11 protein-coding genes are annotated in these 16,583 nt (G+C 70.3%); 8 read left to right on the top strand and 3 right to left on the bottom strand.

Going from position 1 to position 16,583, the window contains the following annotated elements; genetic code table 11:
• The first annotated feature begins 81 nt into the window (after positions 1 to 81).
• The 3 genes from ACGFNK_RS17130 to ACGFNK_RS17120 all read left to right on the top strand — a co-directional run bounded on the left by ACGFNK_RS17130 (position 82) and on the right by ACGFNK_RS17120 (position 5,686).
• Complete coding sequence (locus ACGFNK_RS17130) at positions 82 to 2,946, top strand: DEAD/DEAH box helicase (RefSeq protein ID WP_393416590.1); 2,865 nt, start codon at positions 82 to 84, stop codon at positions 2,944 to 2,946.
• Entirely contained in the window at positions 2,943 to 4,220 is a 1,278-nt protein-coding gene (locus tag ACGFNK_RS17125) for an SWF or SNF family helicase (RefSeq protein WP_393416588.1), read from the top strand. Before ACGFNK_RS17130 ends, ACGFNK_RS17125 begins: the two co-directional genes overlap by 4 nt.
• Before the next feature lie 119 nt (positions 4,221 to 4,339).
• Entirely contained in the window at positions 4,340 to 5,686 is a 1,347-nt protein-coding gene (locus tag ACGFNK_RS17120) for an esterase-like activity of phytase family protein (protein ID WP_393416586.1), read from the top strand.
• Between the two features lie 68 nt (positions 5,687 to 5,754).
• Here ACGFNK_RS17120 and ACGFNK_RS17115 read toward each other — a convergent pair whose 3' ends face one another.
• Positions 5,755 to 6,354, bottom strand: coding sequence for a hypothetical protein (locus ACGFNK_RS17115; RefSeq protein WP_393416584.1), 600 nt, complete (start codon positions 6,352 to 6,354; stop codon positions 5,755 to 5,757).
• Positions 6,355 to 6,758: 404 nt separating this feature from the next.
• Positions 6,759 to 7,925, bottom strand: a complete 1,167-nt coding sequence (gene xylA, locus ACGFNK_RS17110) for a xylose isomerase (RefSeq protein ID WP_393416582.1) — start codon at positions 7,923 to 7,925, stop codon at positions 6,759 to 6,761.
• Positions 7,926 to 8,091: 166 nt separating this feature from the next.
• Here xylA and xylB point away from each other — a divergent pair, with 166 nt between their 5' ends.
• The 5 genes from xylB (at position 8,092) to ACGFNK_RS17085 (ending at position 14,904) form a co-directional block, all read left to right on the top strand.
• Positions 8,092 to 9,537: a xylulokinase gene (xylB, locus tag ACGFNK_RS17105; protein WP_393416580.1), complete on the top strand. Its 1,446-nt coding sequence runs from the start codon at positions 8,092 to 8,094 to the stop codon at positions 9,535 to 9,537.
• Positions 9,538 to 9,619: 82 nt separating this feature from the next.
• Positions 9,620 to 10,828, top strand: a complete 1,209-nt coding sequence (locus ACGFNK_RS17100) for an ROK family protein (protein WP_393416578.1) — start codon at positions 9,620 to 9,622, stop codon at positions 10,826 to 10,828.
• A gap of 416 nt (positions 10,829 to 11,244) precedes the next feature.
• On the top strand, positions 11,245 to 11,856 hold the full coding sequence (locus ACGFNK_RS17095) for an N-acetylmuramoyl-L-alanine amidase (protein ID WP_393416576.1): 612 nt from the start codon (positions 11,245 to 11,247) through the stop codon (positions 11,854 to 11,856).
• A gap of 144 nt (positions 11,857 to 12,000) precedes the next feature.
• Positions 12,001 to 13,269, top strand: a complete 1,269-nt coding sequence (locus tag ACGFNK_RS17090; RefSeq protein WP_393416575.1) for a GAF domain-containing protein — start codon at positions 12,001 to 12,003, stop codon at positions 13,267 to 13,269.
• Positions 13,270 to 13,380: 111 nt separating this feature from the next.
• Positions 13,381 to 14,904 carry an aldehyde dehydrogenase family protein gene (locus tag ACGFNK_RS17085; RefSeq protein ID WP_393416573.1) on the top strand — a complete coding sequence of 508 codons (1,524 nt, stop codon included), beginning with the start codon at positions 13,381 to 13,383 and terminating at the stop codon, positions 14,902 to 14,904.
• 290 nt (positions 14,905 to 15,194) lie between these two features.
• Here ACGFNK_RS17085 and ACGFNK_RS17080 read toward each other — a convergent pair whose 3' ends face one another.
• Complete coding sequence (locus ACGFNK_RS17080) at positions 15,195 to 16,565, bottom strand: RICIN domain-containing protein (protein ID WP_393416571.1); 1,371 nt, start codon at positions 16,563 to 16,565, stop codon at positions 15,195 to 15,197.
• Positions 16,566 to 16,583 lie beyond the last annotated feature (18 nt).

Raw genomic sequence — 16,583 nt, 5'->3', positions numbered from 1 at the left:
CTCTCTCGCCAAGCGCCCTCGGTGCTGTACCTTCGGCAACCTTGCCTTCCAGTAGTCAAACTTGAGGAATAAGCTATTCCTGTGCAGAGGAATCCCGCGGCGACTCCCTCCGAGATCTCCGAACTGGCCCGCTGCTGCGCCGTGTTCGTGCCCGCCGAACCGGCCCGCACCGGCAGCGTCGCCTTCTGGCACCCCGACGGCGACAGCCCTCCTGGCGTCGGATCAGGCTCCGTCGAGGAGCTGACCGTCGTCCTGCCCGGCGAGGACGGCACCGAGCTGGTCACCGTGCTTGCCGTGCTGCTGCCGGTAAGAACCGCGCTGCCGGTCCTCACGCGCGCGCGTGCCGCCGCACACGCGCACAGGGCAGCCGCGTTCTGGGGCGCGGCAGCCGTGCTCGCGCTTCAACTGGCAGCGCGCGGCCTGCTCTTGCCCGGCCTGAGCGCCGCAGACCATGACGCGTGGCGTGTCGGTCCGCTGCGGGCGGAGGACGTGGAACGGATCCGTGAACTCGCCGCCGCGATGCCGCCGCACGCGCATGCGGTGCCGGTCGACGAGACCGAACCGCTGCGTCTGCCCGACCCGGAACGGCTGGTGCGTGCCTTCCTCGACGCGGTCGCCGACACGCTCCCCCGGTCTGCTGCGGCGCCACTCGCAACGGGCGGCGCGGCCTTCGCGGCGCCCGCACCGCAGCACATCCCCGAGCAGCGCGCCTGGGCCGCCGATGTCGCCGCGGGACACGACGCGGGCGTACGGATCTCGCTGCGCATCGAGGTTCCAGGCCTGGAGTCGGCCGTGGCGGACGAGCCACGGCTGCCCTTCCGTGCGGTGCTCCAGCTGCACAGTGTGAGCGACCCGGCTCTGATCGCGGACGCCGCCGAAGTGTGGGCCCAAACGGGCTCGTCGGGTCCGGCCTTCGGTCCGCGCGCGCGTCTGGACGCCTTGCTCGCCCTGCGCCGGGCCGCACGGGCCTGGGCTCCGCTCACGCCCCTGTTGTCGGCGGCCGTGCCCGACGCGATCGAACTCGCGGACGAGGAGATCACCGAGCTGCTCGGCGAAGGTGCGCGGACGCTCGCGGCTGCCGGGGTCGAGGTGCACTGGCCCAAGGAGCTGGCGCGCAAGCTGACGGCCCGCGCGGTCATCGGACCGCCGGATGACGAGCAAGGTTCGGGGCGGCTGTCGTCGGACGTGCCGTCGTTCCTGTCGGCCGACGCGCTGCTGGCCTTCAACTGGTCGTTCGCGCTGGGTGATCAGCAGCTGACGCGGCAGGAGCTGAACCGGCTCGCCGAGGCGAACCGTCCCATGGTGCGGCTGCGCGATCAGTGGGTGCTCGTCGACCCGCAGGAGGTGCACCGCGCCCGTGCGCAGCAGGACCACAAGGTCACACCCATCGACGCGCTGAGCGCCGCTCTCACGGGCTCCACGGAGGTCGACGGCCGCCCGGTCGACGTCCGGCCCACGGGGTGGCTGGCGACGCTGCGGGAGCGGCTCGCGGACCCGGAGGCGCAGGAGCCGGTCGGTCAGCCCGCAGCGCTCGCCGCGACCCTGCGGGACTACCAGCTGCGGGGCCTCAACTGGCTGGCCCGGATGACCTCGCTGGGGCTGGGCGGCTGCCTGGCCGACGACATGGGCCTGGGCAAGACGATCACACTGATCGCCCTGCATCTGCACCGGCAGAGCGACGAGTCGGCAGCGGGTCCCACTCTCGTCGTCTGCCCGACGTCCCTGATGGGCAACTGGCAGCGCGAGATCGAGAAGTTCGCTCCGGGCACCTCTGTGCGCCGTTTTCACGGGCCGCGACGGAGCCTGGAGGACCTGGCCGACGGTGAGTTCGTCCTCACGACGTACGGCACGATGCGGCTCGACGCCGAGCAGCTGGCCGGGGCGTCGTGGGGCATGGTCGTCGCGGACGAGGCGCAGCACGTGAAGAACCCGTACTCGGACACGGCACGCCGGCTGCGGACGATCGGCGCACGCGCGCGCGTGGCGCTCACCGGGACTCCGGTGGAGAACAACCTCTCCGAGCTGTGGGCGATTCTCGACTGGACGACTCCGGGGCTGCTCGGCAGGCTCGGCACGTTCCGCACCCGGTATGCGCAGGCCGTCGAGGGCGGGCAGGATCCCGGCGCTGCGGATCGGCTCGCCCAGCTCGTACGGCCGTTCCTGCTGCGCCGTCGCAAGTCTGACCCGGGCATCGCGCCCGAGCTGCCGCCGAAGACCGAGACCGACCGTGCCGTGTCGCTCACCAAGGAGCAGGCAGGCCTGTACGAGGCAGTGGTCCGCGAGACTCTGACGGAGATTTCGGGTGCCGACAGCATGGCCCGGCGCGGCCTGATCGTGAAGTTGCTGACCGGGTTGAAGCAGGTCTGCAATCACCCGGCGCAGTTCCTCAAGGAGGACAGTCCGGAGATCGCGGGTCGCTCCGGAAAGCTGGAACTGCTCGACGAACTGCTCGACACCATCCTCTCCGAGGGAGCGGCTGTTCTGGTGTTCACCCAGTACGTGCGGATGGCGCGGCTCATCGAGCGCCACCTGGCGGCGCGTGGGGTGCCCTCTCAGTTCCTGCACGGTGGCACGCCCGTCGCCGAGCGGGAGGCCATGGTGCATCGCTTCCAGGAGGGCGAAGTGCCGGTCTTCTTGTTGTCGTTGAAGGCCGCGGGCACGGGTCTGAACCTGACGCGGGCCGAGCATGTCGTGCACTACGACCGCTGGTGGAACCCGGCCGTCGAGGCACAGGCCACCGACCGCGCGTACCGCATCGGCCAGACCCAGCCCGTGCAGGTGCACCGGCTGATCGCCGAGGGGACGATCGAGGACCGTATCGCGCACATGCTGGCACGCAAGCAGGAGCTGGCGGACTCGGTGCTCGGCTCCGGGGAGTCGGCGCTCACCGAGCTGACCGACACGGAACTGGCTGACCTGGTGGAGCTGCGAGGAGGCGCCCGATGAGCGATCCGTACGAAGACAGCCCGGAGCGCACCTTCGCCGCGCTGCCGCCCGCGCGCGGACGGGGCTTCGCACAGACGTGGTGGGGGCAGGCCTGGCTGAAGGCGCTGGAGGACGCGGCACTGGATTCGGAGCAGGTGAAGACGGGCCGCAGGCTCGCGCGCGTGGGAGCCGTGGGAGCCGTGTCGGTGCGTCCTGGACGCATCACCGCGGTGGTCCAGGACCGCGACCGTACTCCGCATCGCGCTGATGTCCTGCTTCAGCAACTGTCCGAGGACCAGTGGGACCGTTTCCTGGACATGGCCGTCGAGCGGGCCGGGCATATCGCGGCGCTGCTCGACCGTGAGATGCCGCCGCATCTGGTCGAGGACGCGGAGACCGCAGGCGTCGAACTCCTGCCGGGGCTGGGCGATCTGGAGCCCGAGTGCGACTGCGGTGCCTGGGACCACTGTGGCCATACGGCAGCGCTGTGCTACCAGATGGCGCGGCTGCTGGACCAGGACCCGTTCGTGCTGCTGTTGATGCGCGGCCGGGCAGAGCGTGAACTGCTGGACGAGTTGCAGGAGCGCAGCGTCCCACGGGCCGAAGCGGCCCCCGTGCGGGATGAGCCGTACGAGGGCGTGGACGCCGCTGAGGCGTACGCAGCGGCGGACATCCTGCCCCCTCTGCCTGCCGCGCCTGTGCTGCCCGGAGAGCCGGGACAGCCGCCCTTGCTGGACACGGAGGCAGGGCCCGCAGCCGGCGTCGATCCGACTGCGCTGGCGTTCTTGGCGACGCAGACGGCTCGCGAGGCTCACCGGCTGCTCGCAGAGGCGCTGCGGCCCGATCACGAAGCGCATCCCGTGGAGTCGGAGTTGACGGCCGCGCAGGATGCGGTGCGGCTGGCCGTGGGCGCCGCCGAATCCCCGGAGTTCCCGGTGACCGCTCGGCTCGGCGAAGGGTCGGGCCGCGACCGTGAGGGGCTGGAGCTCGGCGTCCGCGCCTGGGAGTACGGGGGTGCGACGGCGCTCGACGTGCTCGAGGCCGAGTGGACGGTGGAGGCGGAAACGCTCGCACGCGCGCGTGCCGCCCTCGAATCGGCCTGGGAGGAGGACGAGCGGCCGCGACTGCGGGCGTCCCGCAATCGCTGGACCGTCGTCGATGGGCAGGCGCAACTGCGACTGGGGCGCGACGGCCGCTGGTGGCCGTATCGCAAGGAACGGGGACGATGGGCTCCCGTGGGCCCGGCCGCACAGGATCCGGCGACGGCCCTCGCTCTGGCGGAAGGCCGCGAATGATCCCAACTCCGCCCAGCAGATGAGTGGTTGACGCTCTGCGTTTACCTGTCGGCCGTACGGCGTTCGATGCGGGGGCGGAATCTGGCCGCTGTACACGCACCTGTGCCTCAGGAGGCCTGATGTCCCCGCATGCCGTCGGTCGGCGCCACGTCCACCGTTGTGTCGCTGTGGGTGTGCCGCTGGCCTTGCTGGCCACCCTCGTGGCGGCCGGCACGGCTGTCGGCACCCCCGCAGGGGACGCGCGGGTCACGCGTACCGCGACGCTCGGCGACATTCCGCTCGGCGCGTTCAGCAACGCGTCGCTGCCGGGCAGCGTGGACAACGACCGCGGTGTGGACCTCGGTGGCATCGGCAGCGACATCTACCCGACGGGCAGCAGCGGCGAGTTCTGGACGGTCACCGATCGCGGCCCCAACGGCCAGATCCCGGTGGACGGCAAGAAGCGCCGTACGTTCCCCGTGCCCGGCTTCGACCCGGCCATCGTGAAGATCCGCGTGTCCGGGGACACCGTGAAGGTGCTGGACGCGATCCCGATCACCACTTCCTCCGGGAAGCCCGTCACAGGTCTGCCCAACCAGAAGGGGCGCGACGAGGCGCCGTACTCGTACGACGCGAAGACGCCGCTCTCGTACAACCCGAACGGTGTGGACACCGAGGGCATCGTGCGCGCCAAGGACGGCAGCTTCTGGCTCGTGGACGAGTACGGGCCCTCGCTGATCCATGTCTCCGCGCGCGGGAAGGTCCTCACCCGCTACGTGCCGAAGGGGCTGAATCTGACCGGCACGGACTACCCGGTCGTCGAGGCACTGCCCTCGATCCTGCTGCACCGGAAGGTCAACCGGGGCTTCGAAGGGCTCGCCCAACTCCCGGGCGGGGAGCTGGTGATGGCCGTGCAGAGCCCGCTGTCCGTACCGGACAAGGACTCGGGTGAGGCATCGCTCACGACGCGCCTGCTGCGCTTCTCACCGAAGAAGCGGGCCGTCACCGCCGAGTACCCCTACCGCTTCGACCCGATGAACGTGGTCGACCCGGGCGAGGACGACACATCCGAGCTGAAGATCTCCTCCTTGGTCGCCGTCGGCCGTGACCGGCTGCTCGTCGAGGAGCGCACCGACAAGGCCGCCAGGTTGCAGGTCGTGAAGCTGAGCCGGGGCGCGGACATCCTCGGTGACGAGTGGGACGACGACACCACGTCCCCGTCCCTGGAGCAGCTCGACGATCCCGCCGCCTCCGGTGTTCCGGTGCTGCGCAAGCGCCTCGTCGTCGACCTCGGCAAGGTCGAGGGAGTGCCCGGCAAGATCGAGGGCGTCGCGCGCGTGGATCACGACACGCTCGCCCTGATCAACGACAACGACTTCGGGATGACGGACGGCGAGGGCGCGTTCGACGACCAGGGACGCCTGGTGGACAGCGGAGTCGAGACGACAGTGACGTACGTACGGCTGCCGCACGGAAGTGGAATCTGAACGCCCCACTCGCGTTTTCATCCGGATACGCGCGCGTGGCTGATGTTCGTGCTCCACGCGCGCGTGCCTCATGTCAGCGGCTTGGTGAGTTTGCGGTTCCCGCCCGGGTCGGCGGCCAGGCTGCACGCGACGTTGTCGATGCCGAGCTTGAAGCCGGTGGAGTCCGGATACTGCACCAGGGTGCCGCGCACGGTTCCGGCCGGCTGCTTGGCCGCCTTGGCCTGCAGGGGCTTCTCGCACAGGTCCGTTGCCGCCTTCTTGAGCGCGGCATCGGTCGAGTAAGTGCCTGCCAGCTCGGTCACCTTGACGACTTCGGCGTCATGCGCCGTACGGCACGACCGCTTCGCGGCCTGGCCGGGCTTGCTGCTGTCGACGTTGAAGCAGTCACCGGCCTTCAGCATGTAGTACGGCACCTCGTTGCCCGCGGGAGTCGGGAGCAGTGACTCCAGGTCGGTGGGCAGGCCGCTGGGCAGGTCAGTCGGCAGATCGGGCACTCCGGAGGGCAGGGAGGGCAGTTCGCTGGGCAGCTCCGACGGGATGCTCAGCGATGGCGTGGGCGTACTCCCTGTGGTGTCGCTGCTCTCCGCAGGTGACTGCTTGCCCGACGAGCCGTCGTCGCTGGTGGCCACCAGCACCACCGCGGCGACGGCCCCGAGCGCCACGATCACGGCGAGAACGATGAAGAGCGTGTTGCGGCGCCCTCTCGGACCGCCAGGTGGGCCAGGGGGCGGCGGTTGCTGCCAGTCCCCGCCGCCCTGCCATGGGGGGCCACCGCCTCCGGGCGGCGGCCCGTAGCCCCCGGGGGGCGGGCCAAAACCCCCGGAAGGCGTGCCGTAACCCTCGGGCGGCGGACCGAAGCCTTCGGGCAGCGGGCCGAAGCCGCCGTTGCCCGGAGGCGGCGTGTCGTCCGGCGGCCGGGGAGGCTGGGGCGGTAAGGGCGGCATGGCCATACCGACAAGAGTCGCCTCGAACCGGTCACCATGCGAGCCCTGCGCGGAACTTGATACGGACTCATGGCATGGATCGCACGATTCCGCAGAACTTCCGCGCAGACCTCACCCACGGAGGCGCATCAGCCCCGGGCGCCCAGCAGATGGTCCATGGCCAGCTGGTCCAGGCGCTCGAACGCCATCCCGCGCGCGGCAGCGGCCTCCACGTCGAACTCCTCGAAGGCCGCGCGGTCGGCGAGCAGCGCCTGAAGGCCGTCCGCGGCGGTGGGCTGTGCCAGTTCGTCCAGGCGTGAGGCGCGCAGGGCCTCCTGGACCTCCGGGTCGGCACGGAAGGCGGCCGAACGCTCCTTCAGGATGAGGTAGTTGCGCATGCAGCCCGCGGCCGATGCCCACACGCCGTCGAGGTCCTCGGTGCGCGGGGGCTTGAAGTCGAAGTGCCTCGGTCCCGCGTAGCCGGCGCTCTCCAAGAGGTCCACCAGCCAGAAGGCCGCCCGCAGATCGCCTGCTCCGAAGCGGAGGTCCTGGTCGTACTTGATGCCGGACTGGCCGTTGAGGTCGATGTGGAAGAGCTTGTCCGCCCACAGGGCCTGGGCGATGCCGTGCGGGAAGTTCAGCCCGGCCATCTGCTCGTGACCCACTTCGGGGTTGACGCCGTACATCTCCGGCCGCTCCAGGCGCTCGATGAACGCCAGGGCGTGGCCGACCGTCGGCAGGAGGATGTCGCCGCGGGGCTCGTTCGGCTTGGGCTCGATCGCGAAGCGCAGATCGTATCCCTGGGAGATCACGTACTCGCCGAGGAGATCGAAGGCCTCCTTCATGCGGTCGAGTGCGAGGCGTACGTCCTTGGCGCCGCCGGACTCGGCGCCTTCCCTGCCGCCCCAGGCGACGTAGGTCTTGGCGCCCAGCTCGACCGCGAGGTCGATGTTGCGGATCGTCTTGCGCAGTGCGTAGCGGCGCACATCACGGTCGTTGGCGGTGAACGCGCCGTCCTTGAAGACTGGGTGCGTGAACAGGTTCGTGGTGGCCATCGGCACGGTCATACCGGTCGTGTCGAGCGCCTGGCGGAAGCGCTTGATGTGCGACTCGCGCTCGGTGTCCGAGGACCCGAAGGGGATCAGGTCGTCGTCGTGGAAAGTCACTCCGTGAGCACCCAGTTCCGACAGGCGCTGCACCGTCTCGACCGGGTCAAGGGCACGCCGGGTGGCATCGCCGAACGGGTCCCTTCCCTGCCAGCCGACGGTCCACAGGCCGAAGGTGAACCTGTCCTCGGGGGTGGGCTGGTAGTTCATGCCGCGGCTCCTAGCTCGCTCCGACTATTTCGTCATGGCGCTTAACAAATTAGTATGCGGAGGCATCTCTGGGAAGAGACCAGGTGTGAAAGCCGGACCGTGTCGGTCCGGGCGCCCGGAAGCAGGCCGTATCCCGCGGAGCCGCGGAAAAGAGGGAGAGAGCCCGATGTCAGCAGCCCAGGGTCCGCTCGTCGTCGGCGTGGACACGTCCACCCAGTCCACCAAAGCGCTGGTCGTGGACGCGGCCACCGGAGAGGTGGTGGCGAGCGGACAGGCGCCGCACACCGTCTCCTCCGGAGCGGGCCGGGAGAGTGACCCCCGGCAGTGGTGGGACGCGCTGTGCGAGGCGCTGCACCAGTGCGGTGACGCGGCCCACGAGGCCGCGGCGGTGTCCGTGGGCGGCCAGCAGCACGGGCTCGTCACGCTGGACGCCCAGGGTGTTCCGGTGCGCCCCGCCCTGTTGTGGAACGACGTGCGGTCGGCCCCGCAGGCCCGGCGCCTGGTGGAGGAACTGGGCGGCCCGAAGACCTGGGCCGAGCGCACAGGCAGCGTGCCGGGCGCTTCTTTCACAATCACGAAGTGGGCGTGGCTCGCCGAGAACGAGCCCGAGGCGATCCGCGCGACCGCGGCCGTGCGGCTGCCCCACGACTACCTCACCGAGCGCCTCACGGGGCTGGGGACGACCGACCGGGGCGATGCGTCCGGTACGGGCTGGTGGGCGTCCGGGACCGAGGCGTACGACGAGGAGATCCTCCGCCACGTGGGCCTGGACCCGGCGTTGCTGCCGCGGGTGGTCCGGTCCGGCGAGGTGGTCGGGACCGTGCGCGACAGCGGTGAACTGCCCTTCTCCAAGGGCACGCTGGTCGCTCCGGGCACCGGGGACAATGCCGCCGCCGCGCTCGGGCTCGGGCTGCTGCCGGGCACCGCGGTGCTCAGCCTCGGCACGTCCGGCACGGTGTACGCGGTTTCGACGCGCCGCCCCACCGATCCGAGCGGGACCGTGGCGGGCTTCGCCGACGCGCGTGGCGACTGGCTGCCGCTGGCCTGCACCCTCAACTGCACGCTCGCCGTGGACCGCGTCGCCACTCTGCTGGGCATCGATCGCGAGGCCGTCGAGCCGGGCACGAGCGTGACCCTGCTCCCCTACCTGGACGGCGAACGGACCCCCGACCTGCCACACGCCTCGGGGCTTCTGCACGGACTGCGCCACGACACGACGCCCGGTCAGCTGCTGCAGGCCGCGTACGACGGCGCGGTCCACTCGCTGCTCGGCGCTCTCGACCTGGTGCTCGACGCGGACGCGGACCGCTCGGCTCCACTGCTGCTCATCGGCGGAGGCGCGCGCGGAACGGCATGGCAGCAGACCGTACGCCGGCTGTCGGGACGCCCCGTTCAAGTACCCGAGGCCAAGGAGCTGGTCGCACTCGGGGCCGCCGCGCAGGCCGCGGGCGTACTGACCGGCGAGGACCCGGCGGCGGTGGCCCGACGCTGGGACACCGCGCGCGGACCGGTGCTCGAGGCGGTGGAGCGGGACGAGGCGGCACTGGCGCGCATCGCCGGGGTACTCTCCGACGCGGCCCCGTTGCTGGAACGCCGACCGGATCAGCGCTGACAAGACCCACCTCCGCGGGCGTCGGCCCGCACTGACCAGGGCAGCCCTGACAGGGGTCGGCCGGACGAGGACTGACGGAGGCATGACCGCACCGCTGCACGAGGCCCACCCCAGCAGTCCCGGCCGCCGACTGCCCGACACCCAGCAGGGCATGCGCCGCCGCAACCTCTCGCGCGTGATGCACACCGTCAGCGCCGAGGGGCCGCTGTCCCGTGCCGCCGTCGCCTCCCGCATCGGGCTGACCCGCGCGGCCGTCTCCACCCTCGTGGACGAACTGATCCGCTCAGGGCTCCTCGAAGAGCTCGGCCCCGAGCGCCCCGGCCGGGTGGGGCGGCCCGGCTCGGCGCTGGCCGTCAGCGGGCACGGTCCCGCCGGGATCGGCGCCGAGGTGGGCGTCGACCATCTCGCCGTGTGCGCGGTGGATCTGCGCGGCGAGGTGCGGGCACGGGCGGTGCGCCACGGCGCCAACCGGGGCCGGTCGCCCGAACCGGTGCTGAGTGACCTGACCGCACTGGTACGCCAGGTCGTCGCCGACGCGGATCGGGAAGGCCTGTGGCCCGCGGGTCTCGCAGTCGCCGTGCCCGGACTGGTGGCCCGCGATGCCCGGACCGTGGTACGAGCCCCCAACCTCGACTGGCAGGACACGGACCTCGGCGCGCTGCTGCCCGGCGAACTCCCGCTGACGGTCGACAACGAGGCGAACTTCGGCGGGCTCGCCGAACTCTGGCTCAACGAGGCCGCACCGCGCGACTTTCTGCATGTCTCGGCGGAGATCGGTATTGGTGGAGCGGTGGTCGTGGACGGCCGGCTGCTGCGCGGCAGGCACGGGTTCGCGGGCGAGTTGGGGCATGTGCCGGTACGTCCCGACGGGCCGGCCTGTGCATGCGGCGGGCGGGGCTGTCTCGAGCAGTACGCGGGCGAGGAGGCCGTACTGCGCGCGGCAGGGCTGGAACCGGGCGAGGACCGCGTCGGGCTGCTGGCCGAGCGCGCCGCGCAGGATGACCAGGACGTACGGCGAGCTCTGCACGACGCCGGAACCGCGCTCGGCATCGCGCTGACCGGCGCGGTCAATCTGCTGGATCCCGAAGCCGTGGTGCTGGGCGGGGCCCTGTCCGAACTCGCGCCGTGGCTGTTGCCCTCGCTGGAACGGGAGTTGGCGCGGCGCACGGCCGGTCCCGCGTGCGCGGTGGCCGTCTCCAGGCTGGGGCCCGAGGGGCCGCTGCTGGGCGCCGCGCACTCGGTGGTGCGGGCTGTGCTCGATGATCCGGCGGCGGTCGCGAGCCGGGCATAGACCGGGGCTGCTCACCCGTGTGGAGCCTGTTCCAGCCCCCTCCGCCAGCCGTGTCTCCTGCCCCACTCCCCCTTATGGGTGACTGAGTTATCCACAATTCGTGTGTTATCCACGGATTTGGGCTACACACTTCCGTCTCAATCGGCAGGCGCCGTACCGTAATTCACGCGAGGCGCCCGATGTCCGGGCGGCGGAGACATTTCCATGGACCGTGTGTCCGAGGACCGGGGGATCGGGGGATTCACATGTCAGGAGTAGTACTGCTGCGGTGCCGGAACGGGTCGGTGGTGTGCGAGTTCCCGGGCGTGGCCAAGCTCCGCGAGGAGTGGCTGTCTGAACGCGAGATATCTCGCGGGCGGCACGCCCGGCTGCGCGAAACGGCTCACCACCACTGACCACCGAAAGGCAGTTCTTCCTTGAATCGTGCCGGCTTCTGGCCCCATTCGCTTCCCAGCAGGCGACGCGTCCTGCAGACAGCCGCCCTCGCCACATTCTCCACCGCTTTACTGCCCAGCACACGGGCGGGCGCCAGGACCCCGGCGTTCGACTACCCGCCCGCCGAGTGGATCCCGGCGAGCCCCTCCAACTACACGGCCTCCGACCGTCCGAGAAGCCATCCCATCGACTTCGTGATCATTCATGTGACGCAGGCGACCTATGCGACCACTCTGCGGATCTTCCAGAACCGGGAGAAGAACGTGTCCGCGCACTACGTCGTGCGGTCCGCCGACGGAGGTGTCGCGCAGATGGTGCGGGAACGCGACACCGCCTGGCACGCGGGCAACTGGGACTACAACACACGCAGCATCGGTATCGAGCACGAAGGCTGGGTGGACAAGCCCGGATACTTCACCGACGCCATGTATGAGGAGTCGGCGAGGCTGACCGCGGCGATCTGCGCCAAGTACGGCATCCCCAAGGACCGATCGCACGTCCTCGCGCACTATGAGGTGCCGGGCTCGGACCACACCGACCCGGGGCCGCACTGGGACTGGACACGGTATATGAGACTGGTCAACTCCGCCTGAGGGGAGGGCCCTTGAGGCCGCAAGGCCACCGGGTCCCGGGACGACCCGTACCGCGCCCGTACCAAGCCTGGTCGTGGCGCTTGTCCGCGCTCGTCACCGGAGTGACGATGTCCCCAACCGACATCGCATTCCGGGGAGGCCGAGTTGTCCGATCCATGGGTGGCCCTGGGACCGGGGTCCGATCCCCTCGAGAGGGTGCGGGTGCTGCGCCGCGCCCATGAGACGTTCACAGAGGCGGGCACGGTGCCATGGCCGGTGCGTTCCGTGGTGGCCGACTCGTGGCGTCGCTCGGCACGGGCCGGTGTAGGACCGGACGGCACCGCATCCGTGGAGCTCACGGACGGCGACCTGGGCTCCTACCGTGCGGAGCACCCACTGGCCCGGGTGATGCCGCTGTTCCGTGAGCTCATGGGCACGTTCGCGTCGGACGGCGAGCATCTCCTCGCGGTGTGCGACGCGCAGGGCAGGCTTCTGTGGGTCGAGGGCCACGCGGGGACCCGCCAGAAGGCGGACGGCATGAACTTCGTACCGGGTGCACGCTGGGCGGAGTCGGCGGTCGGTACGAACGCTCCGGGTACGGCGGTCGCTCTCGACCGGCCGGTGCAGGTGTTCGCGGCCGAGCACTTCATCCGGCGTGTGCAGCCGTGGACGTGCGCGGCGGCTCCTGTGCACGATCCGCGCACGGGGCGGCTGTTGGGCGCGGTCGACATCACCGGTGGGGACTGGCTCGCGCATCCGCACAGCCTGGGTTTCGTGCAGGCCGTGGCACGAGCGGCGGAGTCCCAACTGGCCCTGTTGACACCGGCCCCGACCACCACCGACACGCTCGGGCTGACCGCTCTGGGCCGTGATGAGGCGCTGCTCATGGCGGGCGGCCGCAAGCTGCGCCTGAGCCGCAGGCACAGTGAGATCGTGGTGCTCCTGTCCCGGCACCCGGAGGGTCTGACCGGCGATGAGCTGCTGTGCGCGCTGTACGAGGACGAGTCGGTGACGCCGGTGACCTTGCGTGCGGAGCTGGCCCGGTTGCGGCGGCTCCTCGGCGCGGGGCTGCTCGGCTCACGGCCGTACCGGCTGGCGGTTCCGGTGGAGTCCGACATCGCGGTCGTGGAGCGGGGGCTCAGCACTGGGGCGGTCACGGCTGCGGCGAGGGCGTACGCGGGTCCGCTGCTGCCCGGTTCGCAGGCACCGGAGGTGGTGCGGCTGCGCCGGAGGCTTGCCGACGGACTGCGCGCGGCACTCGTTGCCCGCCGCGATCCGGACCTGCTGGCGGACTGGGCGCACGCCGCGTGGGGCGAGGACGATCTCGACGTATGGCGGACACTCGCCGCGATACGCCCGGCGGCGCCCGTACGGGCTCGCCTCGAGGAACTGGAGGCCGAGCAGTCGGCGCCGCCCAGGTGGGCGGAACACTGACCCGCCCCAGGGGGTCCTGATCCGCGCAACGTACCTGCAACGTCTCCGCTCCTACCCTCGCGCCGAGAGCCGCCCAACGGCGGGGGGCCCTTCCCCGGGAGGCAGAAGAGCATGACCCGTTACGCAGCGCCCGGCACCGACGGCGCGATCGTCTCCTACCAGACGCGCTATGACCACTTCATCGGCGGCGAGTATGTGCCGCCGGCCCGCGGGCAGTACTTCGAGAACCCGAGCCCGGTGAACGGGCAGGCGTTCACGGAGATCGCGCGGGGCACGGCGGAGGACGTGGAGCGCGCGCTTGACGCGGCACACGCGGCCGCCCCGGCCTGGGGCCGCAGTTCGGTGACCGCACGCGCCGATGTCCTCCTCAAGATCGCCGACCGTATGGAGGCGAACCTGGAGAAGCTGGCGGTCGCCGAGACCTGGGAGAACGGCAAGCCGGTGCGCGAGACCCTGGCCGCCGACATCCCCCTCGCCATCGACCACTTCCGCTACTTCGCGGGGGCGATCCGTGCCCAGGAGGGCTCACTCAGCGAGCTGGACGACGACACCGTCGCGTACCACTTCCATGAGCCGCTGGGTGTGGTGGCGCAGATCATCCCGTGGAACTTCCCGATCCTGATGGCGGTGTGGAAGCTGGCCCCGGCGCTCGCCGCGGGCAACGCGGTCGTCATCAAGCCCGCCGAGCAGACTCCGGCGTCCATCCACTACTGGATGAGCCTGGTCGCGGATCTGCTGCCGCCGGGCGTGGTGAACATCGTCAACGGGTTCGGGGTCGAGGCGGGCAAGCCGCTCGCGTCCAGCCCGCGCGTGGCGAAGGTCGCCTTCACCGGGGAGACCACGACGGGGCGGCTGATCATGCAGTACGCCTCCGAGAACATCAAGCCGGTGACGCTGGAACTCGGCGGCAAGTCCCCGAACATCTTCTTCTACGACGTTTGGGCGCAGGACGACGACTTCCGCGACAAGGCGCTCGAGGGCTTCACGATGTTCGCGCTCAACCAGGGCGAGGTGTGCACCTGTCCTTCGCGGGCGCTCGTGCAGCAGGGCCACTACAGCGAGTTCCTCGACGCGGCCGTCGCGCGCACCGAGCAGATCAAGACCGGTCACCCGCTCGACACCGAGACGATGATCGGCGCCCAGGCCTCCAACGACCAGCTGGAGAAGATCCTTTCCTACCTGGACATCGGCCAGCAGGAGGGCGCCAAGGTACTGACGGGCGGTCACCGTATCGACTACGGCGGCGAGTTGGCGGGCGGCTACTACGTCCAGCCGACGATCTTCCAGGGCGACAACCGGATGCGGATCTTCCAGGAAGAGATCTTCGGCCCGGTCGTCTCGGTCACGTCGTTCGCCGACTTCGACGACGCCATCAAGATCGCCAACGACACGCTGTACGGGCTCGGGGCCGGCGTATGGACGCGGGACATGAACACGGCGTACCGCGCGGGCCGTTCGATCCAGGCGGGCCGGGTATGGACGAACTGCTACCACGCGTACCCGGCACACGCGGCGTTCGGCGGCTACAAGCAGTCCGGCATCGGCCGCGAGAATCACAAGATGATGCTGGAGCACTACCAGCAGACGAAGAACCTTCTTTGTTCCTACAGCCCAAAGAAACTTGGCTTCTTCTAGAGCGTGAAGTCGGTTGCCCGGAGGCATCGTTGCACGCCAGGCAACCCGACGAATAAACACGCTACGCGATCGACTCAACACCTTGCGCCACTGGGCGGACTCCAAGGGAATTCGCCCCGGGCCAACCGCGGCCCAACGGCGCCCCTGTGGAAGCACCATCGAGGGCTGCGTCCGGCGCAGTCACAGGTCGGCCCTCAGCCTGCGCGCCTCCCGGCGCGGACCTTGGCAGGGATAGACGTCGACGGAGTGGTGCCAGGATGATCCTGGCACCACTCCGTGGTGCGGGTGTGTCACTGGAACTGTGCGAAGAACCTCCAAATCTCTGCTTTGGTCCAGGTGGCGACGCCGCTTTCGTTGGGGGAGCCGTCGACCGGACCAGGTATGTGGCCTCCGTCGAACGCGGCCCATTGGACCGGGTATCCGGCACGGCAGCCCGAGTAGGTGGTGGTGATGTGCGTTCGGCTGCCCGGCGCGGGCTCGCGCGGGCTCTGGGGGGTGCAGCCGTTGTTGCTGACGAATCTGTCGCGCAGGGACCGTCCTTGCCCGATGTTGAGGACGGAGTCGCTGATGCCGTGGATTCCGAAGTAGGCGATGGGCTGGTTGCCGCCGCTGCACCCGCTGATCTGAGCGCCGGAGATGACCGCGACGGCCCTGAAGACGTTCGCCCGGCTGCATGCGAGTGCGTAGCTCATACCGCCGCCCCAGCTGAATCCCGTGGCGAAACGCTGTGCCGGGTTGACACAGAGGCCGCCCTCGATGCGCCGGATCATGTCGTCGACGAAGGTGATGTCCTCACCGCCCGAATTGGCCCAGCCGTTGCCGAGGCCCTGGGGGGCGACGAGGATCGCTCCGTTGTTCGACTGTTCCTGTTGGCCGTAGTAGGACCAGGCACTCCCGCTCGTGCCGCCCGAGGCGACGTCGCCGGCGGTTCCGCCCCGCCAGTGGAACGCGAAGATCAGCCGGTAGCGGTGGTTGCTGTCGTAGTTGGCGGGAACCCTGAGGATGAAGCTGCGGCTCTTGCCGCCGCTCTGAATCGTGTGCGTACCGCTCGCCAGTGTCGGGGCGCTGCCGCATGCGCCGCCGCCACCGGACGACAGCTTGACCATCTGCCATTGCTGGTTGGCGCCGCCCCAGTCGGTGTACTGGACGACGTTGCCGCCGTCGGCGGTGGAGGCGCCCTGCACCTCCACCGCCTTGCTGCTGGTGCGGTTGATCAGCCGGACGTGGCCCGCGTCGGAGTCGGCCAGGCGGAACTGCTGGTTGGCCCCGTTGTGGTCGGCCCACTGCTGGATCGCGGCACCGTCCGCGGTCGAGGTGCCGGCCACGTCGAGAACCTTGCCCGAATGCCGGGCCTTGAGGCGGTAGAAGCCGCCGCCGGAGTCCACGAACTGCCACTGCTGGTTGGCTCCGTCGTTGCGCGTCCACTGGCTGACCCGCGCGCCGTCGGCGGTGGACGTGCCGGAGACGTCCAGTGCCTTGCCGCTGTTGCGATTGACCAGGACATACCAGGCATTGGTGTCCACCGTCGCCGCCTCGGCGGGCGCCGGATTCACCGCGGCGAGCATGCCGATCGCGAGGGTCGCCGCCACCACGGCGGCGACCCGGGACCACCAGCGATGTCTGCGTGGAGGGGCGGGGGAAGCCGCACCGTAGGTCTTCATCGATTCACCCCTTCGTTT

Source organism: Streptomyces sp. NPDC048825, assembly GCF_043198355.1.
Classification (GTDB): domain Bacteria; phylum Actinomycetota; class Actinomycetes; order Streptomycetales; family Streptomycetaceae; genus Streptomyces; species Streptomyces xiangluensis.
Note: the sequence above shows the minus strand (reverse complement) of the source record. Positions and strands in the feature narration are given on the sequence as shown.